The 23723-nt window shown below is 71.4% G+C and carries 20 protein-coding genes; 10 read left to right on the top strand and 10 right to left on the bottom strand.

Annotation, left to right across the window (positions count from 1 at the left end):
- The 3 genes from ASG30_RS05800 to ASG30_RS05810 all read right to left on the bottom strand — a co-directional run bounded on the left by ASG30_RS05800 (window position 1) and on the right by ASG30_RS05810 (window position 3394).
- Window positions 1-1011, bottom strand: a complete 1011-nt coding sequence (locus ASG30_RS05800) for a Bug family tripartite tricarboxylate transporter substrate binding protein (RefSeq protein WP_055893938.1) — start codon at window positions 1009-1011, stop codon at window positions 1-3.
- A gap of 105 nt (window positions 1012-1116) precedes the next feature.
- Window positions 1117-2184 (bottom strand): dihydrodipicolinate synthase family protein, encoded by a 1068-nt coding sequence (locus ASG30_RS05805; RefSeq protein WP_055893940.1) that lies wholly within the window; start codon window positions 2182-2184, stop codon window positions 1117-1119.
- A gap of 172 nt (window positions 2185-2356) precedes the next feature.
- Window positions 2357-3394 (bottom strand): NAD-dependent epimerase/dehydratase family protein, encoded by a 1038-nt coding sequence (locus ASG30_RS05810; RefSeq protein ID WP_235579741.1) that lies wholly within the window; start codon window positions 3392-3394, stop codon window positions 2357-2359.
- Between the two features lie 146 nt (window positions 3395-3540).
- Between ASG30_RS05810 and ASG30_RS05815 the strand changes: the two genes are divergently transcribed.
- Together ASG30_RS05815 and ASG30_RS05820 are read left to right on the top strand one after the other, a co-directional pair.
- Window positions 3541-6258, top strand: coding sequence for an excinuclease ABC subunit UvrA (locus tag ASG30_RS05815; RefSeq protein WP_082521927.1), 2718 nt, complete (start codon window positions 3541-3543; stop codon window positions 6256-6258).
- Window positions 6259-6303: 45 nt separating this feature from the next.
- A complete protein-coding gene (locus tag ASG30_RS05820; protein WP_055893945.1) occupies window positions 6304-7008 on the top strand; it encodes a TerC family protein in 705 nt (234 codons plus the stop codon).
- Between the two features lie 79 nt (window positions 7009-7087).
- On the opposite strand, the gene ASG30_RS05825 is transcribed toward ASG30_RS05820, so the two are convergent.
- Window positions 7088-7645 carry a hypothetical protein gene (locus tag ASG30_RS05825; RefSeq protein ID WP_055893947.1) on the bottom strand — a complete coding sequence of 186 codons (558 nt, stop codon included), beginning with the start codon at window positions 7643-7645 and terminating at the stop codon, window positions 7088-7090.
- Between the two features lie 13 nt (window positions 7646-7658).
- Window positions 7659-8813, bottom strand: coding sequence for a zinc-dependent alcohol dehydrogenase (locus ASG30_RS05830; RefSeq protein WP_055893949.1), 1155 nt, complete (start codon window positions 8811-8813; stop codon window positions 7659-7661).
- Window positions 8814-8908: 95 nt separating this feature from the next.
- Here ASG30_RS05830 and rocF point away from each other — a divergent pair, with 95 nt between their 5' ends.
- Window positions 8909-9829: an arginase gene (gene rocF / locus ASG30_RS05835; RefSeq protein WP_156385438.1), complete on the top strand. Its 921-nt coding sequence runs from the start codon at window positions 8909-8911 to the stop codon at window positions 9827-9829.
- Window positions 9830-9925: 96 nt separating this feature from the next.
- On the top strand, window positions 9926-10531 hold the full coding sequence (locus ASG30_RS05840; RefSeq protein ID WP_055893953.1) for a lysozyme inhibitor LprI family protein: 606 nt from the start codon (window positions 9926-9928) through the stop codon (window positions 10529-10531).
- A gap of 24 nt (window positions 10532-10555) precedes the next feature.
- Here ASG30_RS05840 and ASG30_RS05845 read toward each other — a convergent pair whose 3' ends face one another.
- Both ASG30_RS05845 and ASG30_RS05850 read right to left on the bottom strand, forming a co-directional pair.
- The gene (locus tag ASG30_RS05845) at window positions 10556-12271 is read right to left on the bottom strand and encodes a RecQ family ATP-dependent DNA helicase (protein WP_055893954.1); all 1716 of its coding nucleotides are present in this window, start codon (window positions 12269-12271) and stop codon (window positions 10556-10558) included.
- A gap of 3 nt (window positions 12272-12274) precedes the next feature.
- A complete protein-coding gene (locus tag ASG30_RS05850) occupies window positions 12275-12655 on the bottom strand; it encodes a hypothetical protein (protein ID WP_055893956.1) in 381 nt (126 codons plus the stop codon).
- Window positions 12656-12784: 129 nt separating this feature from the next.
- On the opposite strand from ASG30_RS05850, the gene ASG30_RS05855 reads away from it, so the two are divergent.
- From ASG30_RS05855 to glpK, 5 genes are all read left to right on the top strand, one after another.
- Entirely contained in the window at window positions 12785-13135 is a 351-nt protein-coding gene (locus ASG30_RS05855; RefSeq protein ID WP_156385439.1) for a hypothetical protein, read from the top strand.
- Window positions 13136-13166: 31 nt separating this feature from the next.
- Window positions 13167-17564 carry a PAS domain S-box protein gene (locus ASG30_RS05860; RefSeq protein WP_055893959.1) on the top strand — a complete coding sequence of 1466 codons (4398 nt, stop codon included), beginning with the start codon at window positions 13167-13169 and terminating at the stop codon, window positions 17562-17564.
- Window positions 17565-17652: 88 nt separating this feature from the next.
- Entirely contained in the window at window positions 17653-17919 is a 267-nt protein-coding gene (locus ASG30_RS05865) for a DUF378 domain-containing protein (RefSeq protein ID WP_055893961.1), read from the top strand.
- 120 nt (window positions 17920-18039) lie between these two features.
- Window positions 18040-18261, top strand: coding sequence for a DUF2945 domain-containing protein (locus ASG30_RS05870; protein WP_055893963.1), 222 nt, complete (start codon window positions 18040-18042; stop codon window positions 18259-18261).
- 74 nt (window positions 18262-18335) lie between these two features.
- Window positions 18336-19829, top strand: coding sequence for a glycerol kinase GlpK (gene glpK / locus ASG30_RS05875; protein ID WP_055893965.1), 1494 nt, complete (start codon window positions 18336-18338; stop codon window positions 19827-19829).
- Window positions 19830-19848: 19 nt separating this feature from the next.
- On the opposite strand, the gene ASG30_RS05880 is transcribed toward glpK, so the two are convergent.
- The 3 genes from ASG30_RS05880 to ASG30_RS05890 all read right to left on the bottom strand — a co-directional run bounded on the left by ASG30_RS05880 (window position 19849) and on the right by ASG30_RS05890 (window position 22587).
- Window positions 19849-21009, bottom strand: coding sequence for a PAS domain-containing sensor histidine kinase (locus tag ASG30_RS05880; protein ID WP_055893967.1), 1161 nt, complete (start codon window positions 21007-21009; stop codon window positions 19849-19851).
- Entirely contained in the window at window positions 21009-21812 is an 804-nt protein-coding gene (locus ASG30_RS05885; RefSeq protein WP_055893968.1) for an alpha/beta fold hydrolase, read from the bottom strand. The genes ASG30_RS05880 and ASG30_RS05885 overlap by 1 nt, the downstream gene beginning before the upstream one ends.
- 82 nt (window positions 21813-21894) lie before the next feature.
- Window positions 21895-22587, bottom strand: coding sequence for a YggS family pyridoxal phosphate-dependent enzyme (locus ASG30_RS05890; RefSeq protein WP_055893970.1), 693 nt, complete (start codon window positions 22585-22587; stop codon window positions 21895-21897).
- A 44-nt stretch (window positions 22588-22631) separates the two neighbouring features.
- Between ASG30_RS05890 and ASG30_RS05895 the strand changes: the two genes are divergently transcribed.
- Window positions 22632-23675 (top strand): type IV pilus twitching motility protein PilT, encoded by a 1044-nt coding sequence (locus ASG30_RS05895; RefSeq protein WP_055893971.1) that lies wholly within the window; start codon window positions 22632-22634, stop codon window positions 23673-23675.
- The last annotated feature ends 48 nt before the right edge of the window (window positions 23676-23723 follow it).

Raw genomic sequence — 23723 nt, forward strand, 5'->3', positions numbered from 1 at the left:
TCAGGGCCGGGGGATGCCCACCTTGTCGGGCGAGACCTTGGCCTTGCCGGTGTCCTGCATCAGCCACGCGTTGGCGGCGATCGCCGGCATGGCGGCGCTGAGCGCGGCGTCGCCGGCCACCGGGGCGAAGAGCGCGCCGCGGGTGGTGGCGTACTTCTTGAGCGCCTCGCTCTTGCCGATGTGCTCGGTCCAGACCTGCTGCACCGTGGCCACGACTTCCGGCGGCACGCCCTTGGGGATGAAGATGCCGAAGTAGTTGGTGGGCACCTTGATGCCGGGCACGAACTTGGTGATCGGCTCGATGGTGCCGAAGCCTTCCAGCTCCAGCGGCTTGTCGCTCACCGCCGCCAGCGGGCGGATGCGCTTGCCGCGGATGAAGTCGGCCTGCTCGACCGCCAGCTGGGTCGTGAGGTCGGTTTCGCCGGCCACGGTGGCCACGGCCGCGGGGTTGCCGCCGTCGTAGGTGACATGGCGGTACTTCACGCCGGTGGCGCGCGAAATCAGCTCCATCGCGTTGTGGCCGCCGGAGGTGACGCCGGCGGTGGCCACCTTCACCTCGTCGGGCTTGGCCTTCATCGCGTCGAGCAGTTGCTTCATGTCCTGCCAGGGCCGGCCGGCGTTGACGCCGACCACCGGCACGTTGGCCACGGTGAGGAACAGGTGCCACTGGGTGGCCGGGACGTCCAGCATGCCCAGCGTCTGGTAGGCGCCCAGGTCCTGCGCCGCGCCCGCCGCCCAGGTGTAGCCATCCTTGGGCGCGTCCCACACGCTCTTGGTGCCGATGGAGCCGGAGGCGCCCGGCTGGTTGACGATCACGATCTTCTGGCCCAGCACCTTCTCCAGCTCGGCGGCGGTGACGCGCGTGACCTGGTCGGTGGAGCCGCCCGCGGCCCAGGGCACGACCAGGTTGATCGGCTTGCTCGGCTTCCACTGCTGCGCCATCGCCGGCGCGGCCAGCCCGACGGCCAGCGCGGCCAGGGAGAGGGACTTCAGGAAGAAGCGCTTGTGCATGGTGGGTCTCCGGTTAATTCCCCAGGCGGTGAATTGAGTGACTCTAGAGTGGGGGTGTCGGGGGTGTCAACGCGGCTTGCCCTAGTGGCCCGTCGGCGAGGGTCGTCACGCCAGCCAGCGCTCGCGGTTGGCGGCGACGAAGTCGTCGTCCACCAGGTGCGGGTAGTCGCGCTGCACGCGGCTGAGCTCGGCGGCCTGGCCGGGGCTCAGCCCTTCGGCCGGGTCCAGGCACCAGATGCCTTCGAGCAGCCCCTGGCGGCGCAGCACCTCGTGGCAGCCGGCGATGCAGCCGTGGAAGTCGTGGGCCACGTCGAACAGCGCGGCGTTGCAGTCGGTGACCTGGGCGTCCAGCGCGAGCAGGTTCATCGGCACCTGGCCCGCATCGACCGCCGCGTGGATCACCGCCAGCAATTCCACCGCGCGCTGGGTCCACACGCTCCAGTGCCCGAGCAGGCCGCCTCGCACGCGCACGGTGACCGGCTGGCCGTCGCGCGGGAAGGTGAAGGGCGCCAGCAGGTCCAGCACGATGTGGTCGTCGTTGCCGGTGTAGAGCGTCACGCGATCCTCGGCCCGGGCCGCGATCACGCCGCGGATCACGTCGAGCGTGCGGTAGCGGTGGAAGGGCGCCATCTTGATCGCGACCACGTTGTCGATGGCGGCGAAGCGCGCCCAGAACGAGGCCGGCAGCGCGATGCCGCCCACCGCCGGCTGCAGGTAGAAGCCGACCAGCGGCATCTCGGCGGCCACGGCTTCGCAGTGGCGCACCAGCTCGTCTTCGCTCGCGCCCTTCATCGCGGCCAGGCTGAGCAGGCCGGCGTGGTAGCCGAGGCCGCGCGCGATGCCCGCCTCGCGAACGGCCTGTTCGGTGCGGCCGGACAGGCCGGCGACCATGAACAGCGGGCGCCGGCCGCCGATCGGTTCCCACTCGCGGGCGGTCTGCATGGCGAGCGACAGCACCGGCTCGTAGAGGCCGGTCTCGCGGATGGCGAACTGGGTGGAGTGCACCCCGACCGCCACGCCCCCCGCGCCGGCGTCCAGGTAGTAGCGCGTCATCGCGCGCTGGCGGCGCTCATCGAGGCGGCGCTCGGCGTCGAGCGCGAGCAGGTGCGCGGGGATGACGGCGCCGCGTCGCAGGACGGCGAGGGAGTCGGCGGGGATGTCGGTGCGGTGCATAGGGCGTCGTCATTCCCGCGAAGGCGGGAATCCAGTGCGTCCGCCTTCGGCCGACTGCCGGAAGCCCTGGATCCCCGCCTTCGCGGGGATGACGGCGAGGGCGGGTCCCCGCCTCCGCGCGGACGACGGGATCCTCCGCGAGGCCGACGGGTTCCTCGGCCAAAACGACGGTTCAGTACTTCCCATCCCGCGCCTCGTAATGCGTCGGCTTGCCCAGGCTGGCGCCGCCGCGCGACACCCAGTCGGCCGTCCAGTCCAGCATGCGGTCCAGCCCCACCTGCGGCGGCCCGAACAGCCGGAAGGCTTCGCTGCAATCGACCAGCCAGGCCGTGGGCGCCTCCTGGCCTTGCAGCACCGGCTCGATGCCCAGGCGCTCGCCCAGCGCGCGCGCCACGTCGCGGATGGCGATCTTCGGTCCGCTGATGTTCAGCGGTGCGGTGGGCGACTCGCAGTGCGCCAGCGAGCGCAGCGCCCAGTCGTTGGCCTCGCCCTGCCAGATGATGTTGGCGTGGCCCATGGACAGGTCGATCGGCTCGCGGCGCAGCACCTTCTGCGCCACGTCGTGCAGCACGCCATAGCGCATGTCGATCGCATAGGACAGCCGCAGCAGCCGGCCCGGCGTGCGGTGCTGGTGCGAGAAGTGCTCGAACATGCGCTCGCGCGCCACGCAGGAGTTGGCGTACTCGCCCGATGGCGCGGTGGGCGGCGTGGCCTCGGGCGCGCCCGGGCCGCCGGTCTCCACGAAGGGGTAAACGCAGGCGGTGGAGAAGGCGACGATGCGCGAGCGGCGGAAGCGCTCGGCCACCAGCGCCGGCACGTGCGCGTTCATCGCCCAGGTCAGCCATTCGCTGCCGGTGGAGCCGAACTTGCGGCCGGCCATGAACACCACGTTGGGCGCGTCGGGCAGGGCGGCCAGCGCCTCGCGCGACAGCAGGTCGGCCTCCAGGCAGGTGATGCCTTCGCGCTCCAGTTCCTGGCGCAGGCCCGGCTGCGAGAAGCGCGCGACGCCGACCACGCGGCGCAGCGGGTCGGCCCGCTTGGCCATGCGCGCCAGCGTCGGGCCCATCTTGCCGCCCACGCCCAGCACCAGCAGGTCGCCTGGCGCGCGTCGCAGCGCGTCGACCAGCGCTTCGGAAGGGCGCGACATCTCGTCCTCGAGTTGCGCGACGGTGGTGAAACGCTCGGGCAGGCTCATCGGTGTGCGGGGCAAAACCGCCATCATTCACGTTCCGGTGAATTGCAGCCATCCGGCCCCACCCGTAGAACGAAAGGGCTGTTCGGTCCTCCGTCCGGTCCTACGCCGCGGGACAGGCGTGTCCGACCGGCGGGCCGCGGCCGCACCCCTAAGGTCGGCCCATGGCGCGAGAGAAGTCCAGGCCCGATCCGTCCCGGTCCGACCCCGGCCCAGGCCCCGGCGAACATCCCGATGAGCCTGCCGCGCCCAAGCCGGGCGGAGGCTGCGTGCGCGTGCGCGGCGCCCGGGAGCACAACCTGAAGGACGTGGACGTGGACATCCCGCGCGACGCGCTGGTGGTGTTCTCCGGCGTGTCGGGCTCGGGCAAGTCGTCGCTGGCCTTCGGCACGCTGTACGCCGAGGCGCAGCGCCGTTACCTGGAATCGGTGTCGCCCTACGCGCGCCGGCTGATCGACCAGGTGGGCGTGCCCGATGTGGACTCCATCGAAGGCCTGCCGCCGGCCGTGGCCCTGCAGCAGCAACGCGGCTCGCCGAGCACGCGCTCGTCGGTGGGCAGCGTGACCACCATCTCCAGCTCGCTGCGCATGCTGTACTCGCGCGCCGGCAGCTACCCGCCCAAGCAGCCCATGCTGTACGCGGAGGACTTCTCGCCCAACACGCCGCAGGGCGCGTGCCCGCGCTGCCATGGCCTGGGGCAGGTGTACGAGGTCACGGAAGACTCGATGGTCCCGGACCCCTCGCTCACCATCCGCGACCGCGCCATCGCCGCGTGGCCGCCCGCGTGGCACGGGCAGAACCTGCGCGACATCCTGGTCACGCTGGGGTACGACGTCGACACGCCCTGGCGCGATCTGCCGAAGAAGGACCGCGACTGGATCCTCTTCACCGACGAGGCGCCCACGGTGCCGGTGTACGCCGGCTTCTCTCCGAAGGAAACGAAGGCCGCGCTGCGCCGCAAGATGGACCCCAGCTACATGGGCACCTTCACCAGCGCGCGCAACTACGTGCTGCAGACCTTCGCCACGACCGAGAGCGCCATGATGAAGAAGCGGGTGTCGCGCTTCATGCGCTGGGCCTGCTGCCCGGCGTGCGAAGGCAAGCGGCTCAAGCCCGAGGCGCTGTCGGTGACCTTCGCGGGCCTGGACATCGCGCAGCTGTCGCAGCTGCCGCTGGGCGAGGTGAGCGAGCTGCTGGCGCCGGCCGCGCGCGGCGACCTGCACGCCGACGAAGGGGGCAAGGTGCTGGACCGCGCGAGCGCCCGCAAGGCGGTGCAGGCCCGCGTGGCCCAGGGCGGGTCGGCTCACGCGGCGGCGCCCGACGTGCGCCGCACGCCCAACCTGTCGGAGGAAAAGCGCATCGCCGCCCAGCGCATCGCGCGCGACCTGATGGGCCGCATCGCGACGCTGCAGCAGCTCGGCCTGGGCTACCTGTCGCTGGACCGGGCCACGCCCACGCTGTCGCCCGGCGAGCTGCAGCGCCTGCGCCTGGCGACGCAACTCGGCTCGCACCTGTTCGGCGTCGTGTACGTGCTGGACGAGCCCTCGGCCGGCCTCCACCCGGCCGACAACGAGGCACTGTTCTCCGCGCTGCAGCGGCTCAAGGCCGCGGGCAACACGCTGTTCATCGTGGAGCACGACGTGGGCACCATGCGCCGCGCCGACTGGCTGGTGGACGTGGGCCCGGACGCCGGCGAGCACGGTGGCCGCGTGCTGTACAGCGGCCGCCCGGAGGGCCTGGCGGCGGTGAAGGCTTCGCGCACCCGGGCCTACCTGTTCGAGGAGCTGCCGGCGCCGGCGTCCTCGAACCGCGAGGCGCAGGGCTGGCTGCGCCTGCACGGCGTGCGGCGCAACAACCTGCAGGCGCTGGACGCCGAGTTCCCCCTGGCCTGCCTGACGGTGGTGACCGGCGTCTCCGGCTCGGGCAAGTCCAGCCTGGTCACGCAGGCCCTGCGCGAGCTGGTGGCGGCGAGGCTGGGCGCGGAGCCGGAAGTGCAGGAAGAGACCGACCCGCACGGCGTGCCGCCCCCGGACACCACGCCCGCGGAAGGCCGCCTCGAAGGCGCCGAGCGGATCGGGCGCCTGGTGCAGGTGGACCAGAAGCCGATCGGCCGCACGCCGCGTTCCAACCTGGCCACCTACACCGGCCTGTTCGACGCGGTGCGCAAGCTGTTCGCCGCCACGCCCGCCGCGCGCCGCAGACGCTACGACGCCGGGCGCTTCTCCTTCAACCTGCCCAAGGGCCGCTGCCCCACCTGCGAGGGCGAGGGCTTCGTGTCGGTCGAACTGCTGTTCATGCCCAGCGTGTATGCACCCTGTCCCGAGTGCCACGGCGCCCGCTACAACGCGCAGACGCTGGAAGTGACCTGGAACGACCGCAGCATCGCGCAGGTGCTGCGCATGACGGTGGACGAGGCCGCCGGCTTCTTCGCGCAGGAGCCCGCCGTGGCGCGGCCGCTGGCCGTGCTGCGCGACATCGGGCTGGGCTACCTGCGCCTGGGCCAGCCCGCCACCGAGCTGTCCGGCGGCGAGGCGCAGCGCATCAAGCTGGCGACGGAGTTGCAGCGCGCCAGCCGCACGCCCACGCTCTACCTGCTGGACGAACCCACCACCGGGCTGCACCCCGCCGACGTCGACCGCCTGATGCGCCAGCTGCACGGGCTGGCCGACGCCGGCCACACGGTGGTGGTGGTGGAACACGACATGCGGGTGGCGGCGCAGGCCGACTGGATCGTCGATGTCGGGCCCGGCGCCGGAGGCGAGGGCGGCCGCATCGTGGCGGCCGGCCGGCCGGTGGACGTGGCGGGCCGCAAGCTCGGCCGCACTTTTTCCTACCTCGCCGAAGCGCTGCGCCGCAGTACGCCGCGCCGCGAGCGGGGATAATCGCCGGTTCCACCGAAGCTCAACGCATCAGCAAGAAGCCCTCCCATGCTCGAGTTCCTCACCCCCGCCTTCTGGATCGCCGTCGGCCAGATCATCCTCATCGACATCCTGCTGGGCGGCGACAACGCCGTGGTGATCGCCCTGGCGTGCCGGGGCCTGCCGGCCAAGCAGCGCAAGATGGGCATCATCTACGGCACCGCCGGCGCCATCGTCCTGCGCGTCATCCTGATCGCGTTCGCGCTGGCGCTGCTGGCCATCCCGTACCTCAAGCTGGTCGGCGGCCTGCTGCTGGTGTGGATCGGGGTCAAGCTCATGCTGCCGCAGGACGACGACGACCACGGCAACATCGCGTCCAGCGACAAGCTCTGGGCCGCGGTCAAGACCGTGATCGTGGCCGACCTGGTGATGAGCGTGGACAACGTGCTGGCCATCGCCGGCGCGGCCGAGAGCGCGGGCCAGCACCAGCTGCCGCTGGTCATCTTCGGCCTGCTGGTCAGCATCCCCATCATCGTGGCCGGCAGCCAGCTGGTGCTCAAGCTGATGGACCGCTTCCCGGTCATCATCACCCTGGGCGCGATGCTGCTGGGCTGGATCGCCGGCCAGATGATCTTCACCGACCCCGGCCTCAAGCCCTACCTGCCGGAAGCGAAGGTCTGGGAGTACGTGATGGCGGGCGCGGGCGCCCTGATCGTGCTGGCCCTGGGCAAGGGCCTGGCGGCGCGGCGGCCGGCCAGCCAGGAAGCCGCCTGAGGAAGTACCGGATCCCCGCCTGCGCGGGGATGACGGTTTCCGCCTGCGCGGGGATCACGGCTTCCGCTTGCCGCCGGCCTCAACGCCGCCGGCGCAGCAGGTACACGGCCAGGCCCACCACGGCCGAGGCCACCACCGCTTTCTTCACGAAGCCGGCGCGGTTGTAGCGCCACTCCGCCGGCCCGCCCATCTCGCGGTAGAGGTTGGGCACATGGCCGTGGGCCAGGTCCTCGATCAGGCCTTCGCCCACGTTCACGCGGTCGGCCAGCATCAGGATCAGCCAGTGCCGCATGTCGCTCTCGCTGAAGCGGTAGGCGACGTCGCGCAGCTTGCCCGAGAGGCCCCGCGGCGGCGTGCTGGTGCCGAACACCGGCGTGAGGCCGGGCCGCTCCACCGAATGATGAATCTTGACGTGCGGCGTCTGCTGCTCGGGCGCGTCCCAGTGCACGCCCTCCAGCCGCGGGGGCGTGCGCTCGCGCGGCACGGCAGGGCGGTTGGCCGGGTCGAGGTCGGCGCCCCAGCCCTGGATGTGGGAGGTGTCGCCGTGCTGGCGGCGCACGTCGGGGTCGGTGCGCTCGGCATACGGCGCCTCGCGGCGGTCGGTGCCCGGGGTGGCGGGGGTGAGGGTGGTGTCCATGGGCGGTCCTCCTTCAATGCCGCACCGAGGGCGGGATCAGCACCGGCTTGATGCAGTGGTCCAGCTTGCTGGAAAAGAGGTGGTAGCCGTCGGCCACGTCCTCCAGCGGGATCCGGTGGGTGATGACTTCGCTGGGCTTGAGGCGCCCGGCCTGGATGTGCTCGATCAGCCGCGGCAGGTGGCGCTTGACGCTGGCCTGGTTCATGCGCAGCGTCAGGCCCTTGTTGATCGCATTGCCGATCGGCACCGCGTTGAAGGTGGGCCCGTAGACGCCGACGATGGACACCGTGCCGCCCTTGCGGACCGAGTTGATGCACCAGTGCAGCGCGGTGGCCGCCCCGGCCTGCAGGGGCACCGTGACGCCGGTGAAGCGCTGGAGCGCGTTGCCGTCGGCTTCGGCGCCCACGGCGTCGATGCACACGTCCGGCCCCAGTCCGTCGGTCATCTGCTTCAGGTGCACGGCCATGTCGCGCACCTCGCGGAAGTTGATCGTCTCGCACTGCGCGAAGCGCTTGACGAACTCCAGCCGGTAATCGAGGTGGTCCACCGCGATCACGCGGCCGGCGCCCATGAGCCAGGCCGACTTTGCGGCAAAGATGCCGACCGGCCCGGCGCCGAACACCACCACGGTGTCGCCTTCCTTGATGTCGCCCATCTCGGCGGCCTGGTAGCCGGTGGGGAGGGCATCGGTCAGAAGCACCGCGTCGTCCAGGTCCATGTCGGGCGGGATGATCGTGGGGCCGACGTCGGCCATCGGCACCCGCACGTATTCGGCCTGCCCGCCGTCGTAGCCGCCGGTGGTGTGCGAGTAGCCGTAGATGCCACCCACCGCGGTGGCATTCGGGTTGGTGTTGTGGCAGTTGCTGTACAGCTCCTTGCGGCAGAAGAAGCAGCTGCCGCAGAAGATGTTGAAGGGCATCAGCACGTGGTCGCCCTTGCGCAGGTTCTGCACCGAGGAGCCGACCTCCTCGATGATGCCGGTGAACTCGTGCCCGAACGTCATGCCGACGCGGGTGTCGGGCACCAGCCCGTGGTACAGGTGCAGGTCGGAGCCGCAGATGCACGAGCGCGTGACGCGCACGATGGCGTCTTGCGGGTGCTCGATCTCGGGCTCGGCCTTGTGCACCGCGCGCACGCGGTAGGGGCCTCGGTAGTTCATCGCCAGCATGGGGGGGACTCCGTTTCCTTGGGGGTTGAAGTGCGTGAAGGGCAAGCCGCGTGCCTCGCCGCCGCGGCCCCCGCGTCGCGCGGTTCGCCCGCACAATGGCGGCGATGAGCAAGACCGTCTGCCTGATCGGCGCGCCCACCGACGTGGGCGCCAGCGTCCGCGGCGCGGGCATGGGACCGGACGCGCTGCGCGTGGCCGGCCTGATGGAGGCGCTGCGCGCGCACCGGCTGGACGTGGTGGACCACGGCAACCTCGCGGGCCCGCCCAACCCCTGGCAGCCGCCGCAGGGCGGGCTGCGCCACCTCGACGAGGTGGTGGCCTGGAACCGCGCCGTGTACGCCGCGGTCGACCAGGCGCTGGGCCAAGGCCAGGTGCCGCTCGTCATGGGCGGCGACCATTGCCTGGCGATCGGCTCCATCAGCGCGGTGGCGCGCCACTGCCGCGCCGTCGGCAAGCAGCTGCGCGTGGTCTGGCTGGACGCGCACACCGACGTCAACACCGAGACCATCAGCCCCAGCGGCAACCTGCACGGCATGCCGGTGGCCTGCCTGCTGGGCCACGGACCGAAGTCGCTGGTCGGCTGGAGCGGCGAGCCGGCGGCGGTCACGCCCGAGCAGATCGATTTCATCGGCATCCGCAGCGTGGACGCGGACGAGAAGCAGGCGATCCGCCAGCTCGGGCTGCAGGTGTTCGACATGCGGCACATCGACGAGAACGGCATGCGCACCACCATGTCCGAGGTGCTGCAGGACGTGCACGAGGACACCCACCTGCACGTGAGCTTCGACCTCGACTGCCTGGACCCGCTGGAGGCGCCCGGCGTGGGCACCGGCGTGCGCGGCGGGCCCACCTACCGCGAGATGCAGCTGTGCATGGAGATGATCGCCGACACCGGACGGCTGGGTTCGCTGGACGTGGTCGAGATCAACCCGGCGCTGGACGTGCGCAACCGCACGGCCGAGCTGGCCGTGGAGTTCGTGCAGAGCCTCTTCGGCGCCTCCACGCTGGTGCGCTGAGCCTTCGCGTTTCCGGCTCGTCACCTTTGCGCCGAGTTGTGAACGCCCGTGGCGGGGGTGCTCGGCCGGCGTATCGTCGGTTGGAAGAGCACGACGATGGACCCGGCGATCGAGAACCTGGACCTGGGACCGCCGCCCTCGCCTCCGATCCTCTCGCGGGGGCTGCCGGTGGCGGTCGTCGCGCACGTGCTGCTGGCCGTTGCCCTGGCCTGGGGCGTGCAATGGAAGCGCCAGCCCGATCCCGCCATGGCCGCGATCCCGCTGCCGCCGGTGACGGCCGCCGCGCCGTCGACGGCCACCATGGGCGCGGGTCCCGCAGCAGCCGTGCCGGCGCAGCCTGCCGCTGCCGCGCCTGCACTCCCGCCGCCCCAGGTCGTCGCGCGCAACACCGTTCCCGTCGTCCCGCGTCCGGAGCCCGCCGAACGCGTGTCGCCCAGCTTCGACTGCGCCAAGGCCCGGTCGACGACCGAACGCCTGATCTGCGCCGACCCGGAGCTCTCGCGCCAGGACCGCGACCTCGGGCGCCTCTTCGCGCGCGCCCAGGCGGCCTCGCCCGACCCGCGGGCTTTCAGGCGCGCGAGCGATGCGGAGTGGTTCCGACGCGAACGCGAGTGCCGCGACCGCGAGTGCCTGCTGCGCTGGTACGCGCAAAGGCGCGAGCAGCTGACCGCTGCCCTGAACACGGAGGGTGCCGCGCGCTGAGCGCCGGCCGATGAATCGCGGCGCTCAGGGCGCCGCCGGCGAAGCCCTGGTCCTGGCCTTCTTCACGTACTCCGGCTGGAACGCGCGCAGCGTGTTGTCGGCGAAAGCCACCGTCACTTCGGTCGCGCTGGCCTGCCGCACTTCGCCCCGGCCGTAGCGCTTGACCAGGACGATGTCGCCCGAGGCGAACACGGCGTGCGCCGCGCGGTCCGGTTCCTGCGGCGAAGCCTCGGCCGCCTGGGCCGTCGCCAGCACTGCTTCCTGGCGGGCGATGCGCAGGCAGTTGTCGCAATGCCCGCAGCGTTCGAAGCTGGTCTCGCCTTCCAGGTGGTCCAGCAGCAGGCGCCAGCGGCACTGGCCGGTCTGCGCGTAGAACACCATGCGCTCCAGCGTGCCGCGGTCCTGTTCGCGCTTGTCGCGGTAGGCCGCCATCAGCGGGCGCAGGGCCTCGCCCTCCAGGCCGCGCCGCAGCAGGCGCACGGTGCCGTCCGCCTCCATCGCCACCACCTTCTGGCGGCGCAAGAGGCCCAGGGCCACCTGCAGCTTGGCGCGCGGGCGTCCCAGTCGCGCCTGCAGCAGGGGCAGGGTCCAGGACCCGCCCTCGTGGGGTGGCCCGCTCAGGGCCTCGTACATCGCCACCGCGTCGTCGTCGGTGGGGTAGCGGCCGACCAGGAAGAATTGCTGCACCGCCTTGTCCGCGCGCAGGTACAAGAGCCGGCACAGCGCAGCCTGGCCGTCGCGGCCGGCGCGGCCGGCCTCCTGGTAGTAGGACTCCAGGCCCGACGGCAGCTGGTAGTGCAGCACGAAGCGGATGTCGGGCTTGTCGATGCCCAGGCCGAAGGCGTTGGTGGCCACCATCACGCGCACCGAGCCGTCCATGAAGGCCTCCTGCGCCGCGTGGCGCTCGGTGGCCGCGAGCTTGCCGTGGTACAGGCCCACCGATTCGCCCGCCCCCTGCAGCGCCTCGTGCACCGCGACCGCGGCCTTCACGGTGGCGGTGTAGACCAGCCCGCTGCCTTCGACGGCCTTGACGAAGGCCAGCGCGCGTTCGAGCTTGTGCTCCTCGCGCGCCACCTGCTCGACCTCGAGCGCGAGGTTGGGGCGGTAGGCGCCGGTGTTGATGATCCCGCCGCGCGCGATGCCCAGCTGCTGCGCGATGTCGCGCGCGACGTCTTCGGTGGCCGTGGCGGTCAGCGCCAGCACGGTGGGCTGGCCCAGCGCCTTCAGCGCGGGGCCGATGTCCAGGAACGCGGGGCGGAAGTCGTGTCCCCACTGCGAGATGCAGTGCGCCTCGTCCACCACCAGCAGGCTGGTGGGATGGCGCGCGAGTTGGTCGACGAAGCCGGGCTCGGCGAGCTTCTCCGGCGTGGTCATCACGATGCGGGCGCTGCCGTCCAGAGCCGCGGCCAGCGCGGTGCGCGCTTCTTCGCTGTCGGTCGCGCTGTTCAATTGCACCGCGGCGATGCCGTGCTCGCGCAGGGCCTCGACCTGGTCCTTCATCAGGGCGATCAGCGGCGAGACAACCACCGTGCGGCCGGGCAGCAGCAGCGCCGGCACCTGGTAGCACAGCGACTTGCCCGCGCCGGTGGGCATGATGGCCAGCGTGGCCTGGCCGGCCAGCACCTGGTCGATGACCGCGCGCTGGCCCGGCCGCAACCGCTGCAGGCCGAAGGTGTCCTTCAGGACGGTGGCGACGCGCCTGGCGCGCGCGGAAGCGGACTCGGTGCGCGGGCCCGCCATGGGTCAGCGGTCGGCGTCGCCGTCCGCCGCGTCGGCGTCGCTGTCGGCATCCAGGTCGGTGAACTCCCGGGCGTCGGTGTCGGCTTCGGGGAATCCCCGGCCCGAACCGGGACCATCGTCCAGCGCGTCGGCGTCTTCGTCGCCTTCCTCCGCGCCCATGCGCACGATGCGGTCGGGCGCGATGTCGGCGCCTTCGATCGCCTCGGGGCCGTACACGGAACCGCGCTCGCCGGTGCCCGAGCCGTCGGAGTCGGCGTGGTCTTCGCGCGTGCCGATGGCGTCGCTGCCGGAGTCGGAGTTGTCGCTCGGGCCCAGCAGGTCGCTGCTGCGGCCGCTGGGCTGGGCGGGCGCCGGATCGGCGCCCAGGATGCTGCTGTAGGCCATGGGGATTGCCTCCTGGTTCGACGCCAGTGTGCGGCGCGGGCCTGCCGATTGCCGTCGGAACCCGAGTGCGTTCGCTGTGGGACTAGGGCTACGGCGGAGCCCTCGCACCGATCGAAGGAGACAACCCCCATGGAGCAACCCCCGGCCTCTGGAAGGCCCGTGCCGCTGACCTGCCCGGAGTGTGGCGGCACCCTGTCGGAATTGCCGGTAGCGCGGCCCCCGCGCTACCGCTGCCATACCGGTCACGCGTTCACCGCCACCGACCTGGTGAGCGCCCAGGCCCGGCGCAACGATGCCGCCCTGCAGTCCAGCCTGCGCGTGCTCCAGGTGCGCGAGCAGCTGCTTCGGCGGGTGGCCGCGGTCTCGCGCAACATCGGCGAGGAGGCGCAGGCGCAAGCGGGACTGCGGCAGGCGGCCAAGGTGCGCGAGCAGGCGCGGCGGCTGGCCGGCCTGTTGGAGCAGGAGACCGGCGGCGCATAATCTCCGGCCCCCCACCTCCCCCAGCATCCGGATGGCCGAAGCGCCCACGCCCGCACGCAGACAAGAGGACATCGACAGCGACCGCGACGACATCGCCCCGGGCAGCGGCCACGGGCCCGTGCCGCTGGTCGCCCTGGGCGGCTCGGCCGGGGCCATCGAGGGCCTGCAGGCCTTCCTCGGCCACCTGACCGCGGACTGCCCGCTCGCCTTCGTGGTCTCGGTCCAACTGGGCGCGGAGCACGATCCGAAACTGGCCGAACTGCTGCAGGGCAGCAGCGCCCTGCCGGTCACGCAGCTGGCGCGGCGCGAGACGGTGCGGCCCGGCGTGGTCTACGTCATCCCGCCGGGCCAGTCGATCCGCCTGAAGGACGGCGCGCTGTCGCCCGAGGCTTCGATGCCCGACCCCAGGCGGCCGGTGGCGGTGGACCTGCTCTTTCGCTCGCTGGCCGAATCGCATGGCGCGCATGGCGCCGCCGTCGTCCTGTCCGGCGCGGACGGCGATGGCGCCATCGGCATCAAGCGCATCAAGGAACGCGGCGGCCTGACCATCGCGCAGGACCCCGACGAGTGCCTGAACCCCGGCATGCCGCGCACCGCGATCGCGACCGGCATGGTCGACTGGACCCTGCCGGCGGCCGACATCGTGCCGCGCCTCCTCGACTACTTCCGCCTGGCGCAGCACCTGCGGCTGCCGGCCGAGGAAGCCCCGCCGGCACCGGCGCCGGCCAGCCGCGAGGCCGAGGACGAGAACGCGCTGCGCGAGATCCTGGACCTGCTGCACACGCGCACCGGCCGCGACTTCAGCGGCTACAAGCGGGCCACCATCGTGCGGCGCATCGCCCGCCGGATGCAGGTCAACGGCACCGGCCATCCGGCCGCCTACCTGGAGTTCCTGCGCACCCGCCCCGGCGAGGCGCAGGCGCTGCTGCAGGACCTGCTGATCAGCGTCACCCATTTCTTCCGCGACGCCGAATGCTTCGAGGCGCTCGCGCCGCACCTGCGCGAGCGGGTCCGCGCCAAGGCGGCCAGCGACGTGCTGCGGGTCTGGGTGCCGGGCTGCGCCACCGGCGAGGAGGCCTACGCCATCGCCATCCTGCTGTCCGAGCAGGTGCGCGGGATGGAGGCGCCGCCCCGGATCCAGGTGTTCGCCACCGACCTGGACGAGGACGCGATCCGCACCGCACGCGAGGGCGTCTACCCCGCCACGATCGAAGCCGACGTGTCGCCGGAGCGGCTGCGCCGCTGCTTCACCAAGGAACACCGCGGCTGGCGCGTGAGGCGCGAGGTGCGCGAGATGGTGCTGTTCGCCCAGCACGACCTGCTGCAGGACCCGCCGTTTTCGCGGCTGGACCTGGTGTCCTGCCGCAACCTGCTGATCTACCTGGACCGCGCCGCCCAGCAGCGCGTGCTCCGGTCCTTCCACTTCGCCCTGCGGCCCGGGGGCCTGCTGTTCCTCGGGTCGGCGGAAAGCTGCGAGGAGGGCGGCGACCTGTTCACCGTGGCGGACCAGCAGCACCGCATCTACCTGCAGCGGCCGCAGCCGCGCACGGCGGCGCCGGTGCCGCAGGCAAGCCCGCCTGCGCAGGCGTGGGGTGAGCTGCACCTGCGATTGCTGGAGGCGCTGGCGCCGCCGTCGATCCTGGTGGACCAGGACCACGAGATCGTGCACCTCTCGCCCACGGCCGGCCGCTTCCTGCAGTTCACGGGCGGCGAGCCCAGCCGCAACCTGCTGCGGGTCGTGCACCCGGTCTTGCGCGCCGAGCTGCGGACCGCGCTGGACCAGGCGGCCGCGTCGCAGCGGGAGGCGCAGGCGCGGATCGAGAACGTGCCGACGACCGAAGGAGCGGTCACCGTCACGCTGCGGGTCTGGCCGGCGCATGACATGGGCGCCGACCTCTTCATCGTGCAGCTGGACCCGCGCGCATCCGGCGCCGTCGAAGCCCGTGCCGCGGACGCGCAGCAGGGCGCCGCGGCCCCCGATCGCGATGGCGAACTGCAGCGGCTGCGTTCGGCGGCCGAGGAACTCCAGGCCCGCCGCGAGGAGCTGCAGTCGCTCAACGAGGAGCTCAGCACGGTCAACCACGAGCTCAAGGGCAAGGTCGAGGAACTGGCGAACGCCAACACCGACATGCAGAACCTGATGGACGCGACGTCCATCGCCACGCTGTTCCTGGCCCGCGACCTGACCATCATGCGGTACACGCCCGCGGCGGTGCAGCTGTTCAACCTGATCCCCAGCGACGTCGGCCGCCCGCTGGCCGACCTGGCCTCGCGGCTGGACTACCCGCAGCTGCCCGAGGACGCCGAACGCGTGCTCGAGCGGCTGGTGCCCGTCGAGCGCGAGATGGGCCTGCCCGACGGCACCTGGTTCCTGGTGCGCATGCTGCCCTACCGCACCCTGGAGGACCGCATCGCGGGGGTGGTGCTGTCCTTCATCGACATCACCGAAAGGCGGCAGGCGGAGGAGGTGCGCACCTGGCTGTCGGCCGTGGTCCATGCGTCCACCGACGGCATCGTCAGCTTCGCGCTGGACCGCACCATCCTGAGCTGGAACGCGGCCTGCGAACGCATCTTCGGCTACACCGCGTCGGAGGTGATCGGCCAGTCGCTGGCGATCCTGGCGCCCGGCCCGGACCTGACACGGGTGCAGGAGCAGAACATCGCGCGGCTCAGGCAAGGCGAGTCGTTCGACTACGAGGCGGTGCGCCGGCGCAAGGACGGCCAGGAGATCCAGGTGGTGATGGCGCTGTCGCCCATCCGCGACCCCGACGGCACGGTGATCGGTGGCACGAGTGTCGTGCGCGACATCACCGAGGCCCTGCGCTCGCAGGAAGCGCTGCGCGCCAGCGAGGAGAGGATGCGCCTGATCGTGGAGAACGTGCGCGAGTACGCCATCTTCTCGATCGGCCTGGACCGCCGCGTGATCAGCTGGAACAGCGGGGCCGAGCGGCTGCTGGGCTACGCCGAGCGCGAGGCCATCGGCATGGGCGCCGACTGCATCTTCACCGAGGAGGACCGGGTGGCCGGCATGCCCGAGGCGGAGGTGCGCACGGCGCTGCTGGAAGGGCGCGCGTCCGACGACCGCATCCACGTGCGCAAGGACGGCAGCCTGTTCTGGGCCGAAGGCATGGTGATGCTGATGCGCGACCGCGCGGGGCAGGCGCTGGGCTTCGTCAAGGTGCTGCGCGACCAGACCCGGGCGCGCGAGGCGCAGCAGGCCCTGGAGCGCAGCCAAACCGAACTCAAGCAGTCGCTGGAAGAGACGCAGCTGGCGCGCCGCGCGCTGGAGGCGGCCGACGCGGCCAAGGACCGCTTCCTGGCGGTGCTCTCGCACGAGCTGCGCAACCCGCTGGCCTCCATCGCCAGCGCGTCCGAGCTGCTGCTCATGCCCAAGCTGCCGGAGTCGGCCCGCGAGAAGGCGGCCGAGGTGGTGCAGCGCCAGGGCAAGGCCATGAAGGTGCTGCTGGACGAACTGCTGGACGTCTCGCGCCTCACGCTGGGCCGGCTCGACCTGGCCAAGCGGCCGGTGTCGCTGGCGATGGTGGTGCAGCAGGCGCTGGAGGCCACGCGGCCGCTGGTGCAGGCGGCCGCGCACGAGCTGGTGGTGAACCTGCCGCCGCATTCGATCGAGGTGGAGGCCGATCCGCTGCGGCTGGCGCAGGTGGTCTCCAACCTGGTCAGCAATGCGGCCAAGTACACGCCCGAGGGCGGCCGCATCGAGGTGTCGGCCGACGTCTTCAGCGACGAGGTGGTGATCCAGGTCAGCGACAACGGCATCGGCATGGACCCCTCGCAGATCGACCGCATGTTCGACCTGTTCTCGCAGGGCGAGCAGGTCACGGGGCATCCCAACAGCGGGCTGGGCATCGGCCTGGCCCTGGCGCGCAACATCGTGGAGATGCACGGCGGCTGGATCATGGCCAGCTCCGCCGGGCCGGGGCAGGGCAGCCAGCTGCGGGTGGGCCTGCCGCTGCTGCGCGTGGGCTCGGCCGACCTGCCGGCCGACCTCGACGAGCCGGTCGTTCAGCCCCTGTCGCCGGCCGCCGCCGCCGACGGCGAGCTCATCCTGGTGGCCGACGACAACGGCGACGCCGCGTGGGGCCTGGCCAAGCTGCTGGAACTGTCGGGCTTCCGGGCCGTGCTGGCCCGCTCGGGCGAGGAGGCCCTGCACGTGGCGGCGCTGCACCGGCCGGCCATCGCGCTGCTGGACATCGGCATGCCGGACCTCAGCGGCCACGAGGTGGCGCGGCGCCTGCGCACCGAGGACTGGGGCCGCGAGATGATCCTGATCGCCGCCACCGGCTGGGGCCAGGAGGCGGACATCCGGCATTCGATGGAAGCGGGCTTCGACGCCCATCTGACCAAGCCGCTGAACGTCGGGCGCATCAAGGGCCTGATCGAAGAGCTCAAGAGCAAGCGCCGGGGTTGACGCGTTTCACGCGCCGCGGCCCCGTGCCGCGGCCGGGCATGGCAATTGCCGAGCCGCGAGGGTCACCATCCTTGCGAAGGAGCACCGCATGGCCGAATCCGAACTGCACGCCGGCACCGGCACGTCCTACCCCTACGCCACACCGGGCCGGTTGAACGGGCTGGACTGGATCGCCCTGGTCCTGCTGATCGTGGGCGGGATCAACTGGGGCCTGGTGGGGGCCTTCGACCTCGACCTGGTCGCCATGCTGTTCGGGCCGGGCTCGATGGTCTCGCGCATCACCTACATCCTGGTGGGCCTGGCCGCGATCTGGGGCTTCGCGATCATGCGACTGGGCCGCGGCGAACGGGCCTGAAGGGGCCGGCGCGCCGCCGCTGCGCTAGGAAGCGTTGCTTCGGAGACGGCGGGTAACGTCGTTGCGGGCCCTGTGCGCGGCGATGATGTGTCGCTTGTTCCAGCGAATCGAGGAGTACGCATGAGCGACAAGTTCCGGGCCGGCGACGCAGTGGAGTGGAACTCCCACGGCAGCATGGCCAAGGGCAAGGTCAAGAAGAAGCTGACCAGCCGCACCACCATCAAGGGCCACCAGGTGGCCGCATCCCCCGACAACCCCGAGTTCCTGGTCGAGACCGGGACCGGCGGCCAGGCGGCGCACAAGCCGGACGCGCTGCGCAAGGTGCAGGACCCGCAGGCCTGAGGGCCCGCCGCCCCGCACGAAACCGGGGGCATGCCCGGATGATGGAAGGCCGGGGCGGCCGCTAGCATCCGCGCATGACCTACCTGCTTGCGCTCGACCAGGGCACCTCCAGCTCCCGCAGCATCGTCTTCGACCGCCGTGGCGGCATCGTCGCCATGGCGCAGCGCGAGCTGCCGCAGATCTACCCGCAACCCGGCTGGGTCGAGCACGACCCGATGGAGATCTGGCGCGGCCAGCTGGCCACGGCGCAGGAGGCCCTGGCGAAGGCCGGCATCGCCGCGCGCGACGTGGCGGCGCTGGGCATCACCAACCAGCGCGAGACCGCGGTGGTGTGGAACCGCAAGACCGGCCAGCCGATCCACCACGCCATCGTGTGGCAGGACCGCCGCGGCGAGCCGCTGTGCGCGCAGCTGCGCGAGCAGGGCCACGCGGTGCTGATCCAGTCGCGCACCGGCCTGCTGATCGACTCCTACTTCTCGGGCACCAAGATCCGCTGGCTGCTCGACAACGTGGCCGGCGCGCGGGAGCAGGCCGAGCGCGGCGATCTGGCCTTCGGCACCATCGACAGCTGGCTGCTGTGGCAGCTGACCGGCGGCGCGCTGCACGCCACCGACGTGAGCAACGCCTCGCGCACCATGCTGTTCGACGTGCACCGCAACGCCTGGGACGCGCAGCTGCTCGACCTGCTGCAGGTGCCCGCGTCGATGATGCCCTCGGTGCTGCCCTCCAGCGCCGAGTACGGCACCAGCGTGGCGTCGCTGCTGGGGGCGCCGGTGCGCATCGGCGGCGTCGCGGGCGACCAGCAGAGCGCGCTGTTCGGCCAGGCGTGCTTTCGCGAAGGCATGGCCAAGAACACGTACGGCACCGGGTGCTTCCTGCTGATGCACACCGGCGGGCGCTTCCAGCAGTCGGCCAACGGCCTGCTCACCACCAGCGCGGCGCAGACCTCGGCCCAGCCCCAGTACGCGATGGAAGGCAGCGTGTTCGTGGGCGGCGCGGTGGTGCAGTGGCTGCGCGACGGGCTGCATGCCATCGAGAGCAGCGCGCAGGTGCAGGCGCTGGCCGAGAGCGTGCCCGACGCCGGCGGCGTGATGCTGGTGCCCGCGTTCACCGGCCTGGGCGCCCCTTACTGGAAGCCGGATGCGCGCGGCGCGATCACCGGGCTGACGCGCGGATCGACCGTGGCGCACATCGCGCGCGCGGCGCTGGAGAGCATCGCCTACCAGAGCGCCGCGCTGCTGCAGGCCATGAGCCGCGACGCGACGGCGGCGGGTTCGGCGCCGGTGGCCGAGATGCGGGTGGACGGCGGCGCCTGCGTCAACAACCTGCTGATGCAGTTCCAGGCCGACCTGCTGGGCATCCCGGTCGTGCGGCCGGCGATCACCGAGACCACGGCGCTGGGCGCCGCCTACCTGGCCGGCCTGTCGTGCGGCGCGTTCACCGGCTGCCAGGAGCTGGAGGCGCTGTGGCAGGCCGAGCGCCGCTTCACGCCGACGCTCTCGCGCGACCGGGCGGGCGAGCTGATGCAACGCTGGGAGCACGCGGTGCGGCAGGCCACGCTGGCCTGATCCGCGCCCGCGCCTGCGTTTACGAGTCCGGGCTGGCGCCGGCGTTGGCGCGCGCGCCGTGCCGGGGGAAGCTCGCGACGAAGATGGTGCCCTCGGCTTGCGTGGAGTGCACCACCACCTGGCCGCCATGGGCCTTGGCGATCTCGCTCACGATGAACAGGCCCAGGCCGACGCTGCGGCTCGCACCGCCGACGACGCCCCGCACCATGGGCTGGAACAGGGCGGCCTGGGTGTCCGGCGGGATCGGTGCGCCGGTGTTGTGCACCGCGACGCGGCACTGGGTGCCGGTGAGGACGGAACGCACAGTCACCTGCGCCGCCGGGTCGCCGTAGGCCATGGCGTTGGACACCAGGTTGCCCACCAGCTGGGCCAGGCGGTCCGGGTCGAGCGTGCACGCGCCTTCGCCCTCCTGCTCGTGCAGCAGGCGGCGCCCGGGGAAGGCCTGTACCAGTTCATCGATGACGTCGGCCACGATGGCGTGCAGGTCGATGGCCCGGGGGTGGACGGCGATGCCCTTGCCCAGCCGGGCCTGGGTGAAATCGAGCAGGTCCGCGATCAGGCGCTGGGCCCGCTCGCCGGCCCGGGTGATGCGGCCCAGCACATTGAGCTGGTGCGGCGTGGGCTCGCCCCGGCTGAGCAGCAGCGCGCCCATCTGGATCGTCTGCAGCGGGTTGCGCAGGTCGTGGCTCACGATGCCCACCATCTGCTCGGCGATCTGGGCCAGGTGGTGGGCCTCTTCCTGGCGGGCCTTCTCCTCGTTCACCAGGGCCTCGAGCCGCCGGCGCGCGTGCAGCAGTTCGCGCTCGTACTTGTCGCGGTCGCGGGCGACGAAGATCGCCAGCTCGGAGAACACGCGGCCGCCGGCTTCATGGCGCCTGCCGTTCAGCACCATCGGGATGACCTGGCCGTCGCGACGCACGAATTCGAGCTTCACCTCGGACACCGAACCCTGCATCTGCATCAGCGGCGCCAGGTGCGTCTGGTGGAAGATGCGCCCGCCCACCGTCAGCAGGTCGGCCAGCTTGCGCCCGATCAGCTGCTCGCGTTCGTGGTCGACCCACCGGCAGAACGTCAGGTTGACGCTCTCGATGACGCCGAAGGGGCCGGTGCGCAGCAGTCCGCAGGGGGCCAGGTCGAGCGCTGCCTGAACCTCGGGCGGCAACGGGTCCTGGCGCTCCATCAGAGGCCGCGCGCGGCGAGGAAGCGGTCGATGGCGTCGGCGCTGGCGCCCGGCGCGCTCAGGTGCGGGCAGTGGCCGAAGTTCTCGATGACCTCCAGCGTGGCGTCGGGCAGCACTCGGTGCAGGTAGTCGCCCACGGCGCGCGGCGCGATGATGTCGTCGCTGCACTGCAGGATCAGCGTCGGGGTCTTGAGCTTGGGCAGGTCGGCGCGGTTGTCCGCCATGAAGGTGACGCGGGCGAAGTGCTTGGCGATCTCGGGGTCGGTGCGGCAGAAGCTGTTGGTCAGCTCCTCGGCCAGCTCGGGCTGCTCGGGCGCGCCCATGATGGCCGGGGCCATGTTGCTGGACCAGCCGAGGTAGTTGCTCTCCAGCGTCTCCAGCAGGCCTTCGATGTCCTGGCGCTCGAAGCCGCCGAAGTAGTCGCCGTCGTTGATGTAGCAGGGCGAGGGGCCCACCATCACCTGGGCGGCGAAGCGCGCGGGCGTCTTCAGGTTGGCCAGCAGGCCGATCATGGCGCTCACCGAATGACCGACGAACACCACCGGGCCCTGGGCGAACTCCTCGACGATCTCCACCACGTCGTCGGCATAGCCTTGCAGCGTGGCGTACCGGGTGGGGTCGTAGGCGGAAAGGTCCGAGTTGCCGCTGCCCACCAGGTCGAACAGCACGGTGCGGTACCGCTGCGCGTAGGCCGGCTGCATCTTGCGCCACATGTTCTGGTCGCAGCCGAAGCCGTGGGCGAAGACCAGCGTGGCCGGACCGGCGCCGGCGACGTGGACGTTGTTGCGCTGAGCTGTGCTCATCAATGCCTTTGCTGAAGGGGGCGACGATTGTTCCACACGGTCCCGCGGCCGAGATCCGGAGCCAGGGTTCCCGCGAAGTGCGTCAGTCTTTCTTCGGCCGGCCGCCGAAGATGGCCGTGCCCACCCGCACCATCGTGCTGCCGGCCGCCACGGCCGCTTCCAGGTCCGCCGACATGCCCATGGAGAGCGTGTCCAGCTCCAGGCCGGCGTCGCGCAGCCGATGGAACAGCGCCGCGGCGCGTTCGTGCACCGCCCGCTGCGCCTCGAAGTCTTCGGCCGGCTCGGGGATCGTCATGAGGCCGCGCAGGCGCAACCCGGGCAACTGGGCCACTTCGCGAGCGAGGTCCTCGACTTCTTCCGGCGCGACACCCGACTTGCTGGGGCCGCCGTCGATGTTCACCTGCAGGCAAATCGACAAAGGCGGCCGGTCCGGCGGGCGCTGCTCCGAAAGCCGCTGCGCGATCTTCAGGCGGTCGACGGTATGGGCCCAGTCGAAGTGCTGCGCCACCAGCCGGGTCTTGTTGCTCTGGATGGGGCCGATGCAGTGCCATTCCAGCGGCAGGTCGGCCAGGAGGGCCATCTTCTCCACCGCTTCCTGGATGTAGTTCTCGCCGAAGGCGCGTTGGCCGGCGCCATGCGCCTGGCGCACGGCGTCGGGGCCGAACGTCTTGGAAACGGCCAGGAGCGTGACTTCTTCCGCGGGCCGTTGCGCCCGGGCACAGGCGGTCTGGATCCGCTCCCGGACGGTATGGAGGTTGAGACCGATGCTGGTCATAATCGACCGACGAGGATTCGTATCAAAACGTCAAGAGGGACTCGGTGGATATTACCCAGCTGCTGGCTTTCAGCGTGAAGAACAAGGCGTCGGACCTGCACCTGTCGGCCGGCCTGCCGCCCATGATCCGCGTGCATGGCGACGTGCGCCGCATCAACGTCGAGGCCATGGACCACAAGCAGGTCCATGCCATGGTGTACGACATCATGAGCGACACGCAGCGCAAGCAGTACGAGGAGTTCCTCGAGTGCGACTTCTCCTTCGAGATCGAAGGCCTGGCGCGCTTCCGCGTCAACGCGTTCAACCAGAACCGCGGCGCGGCCGCCGTGTTCCGGACGATCCCTTCCAAGATCCTCAGCCTGGAGCAGCTCAACGCGCCCAAGATCTTCGGCGACCTCGCGCTCAAGCCGCGCGGCATGGTGCTGGTGACCGGCCCGACCGGCTCTGGGAAGTCGACCACGCTGGCCGCGATGATCAACCACCTGAACGAGACCGAGTACGGCCACATCCTGACGGTGGAAGACCCGATCGAATTCGTGCACGAGTCCAAGAAGTGCCTGGTCAACCAGCGGGAAGTCGGCCCGATGACGCTGTCTTTCGCGGCCGCGCTGAAGTCGGCGCTGCGCGAGGACCCGGACTGCATCCTGGTGGGCGAAATGCGCGACCTGGAGACCATCCGCCTGGCGATGACCGCGGCCGAGACCGGCCACCTGGTGTTCGGCACGCTGCACACCTCCAGCGCCGCCAAGACCATCGACCGGATCATCGACGTGTTCCCGGCCGAAGAGAAGGAGATGGTGCGCGCGATGCTGTCCGAGTCGCTGCAGGCGGTGGTCTCGCAGACGCTGTGCAAGACCAAGGACGGCTCGGGCCGCGTGGCGGCGCACGAGATCATGCTCGGCACCTCGGCCATCCGGAACCTGATCCGCGAGGCCAAGGTGGCGCAGATGTACTCGGCCATCCAGACCGGCAACAGCTTCGGCATGCAGACGCTGGACCAGAACCTCACCGACCTGGTCAAGCGCAACATGATCAGCCCGGCCGAGGCGCGGAGCAAGGCGAAGATCCCGGAGAACTTCCCCGGGTAAGGGGCTAGGGGCTAGGGGCTAGGGGCTAGGGAAAAGACAAGGATGCGG

The sequence above is a fragment of the Ramlibacter sp. Leaf400 genome (assembly GCF_001424545.1).
Taxonomy (GTDB): domain Bacteria; phylum Pseudomonadota; class Gammaproteobacteria; order Burkholderiales; family Burkholderiaceae_C; genus Ramlibacter.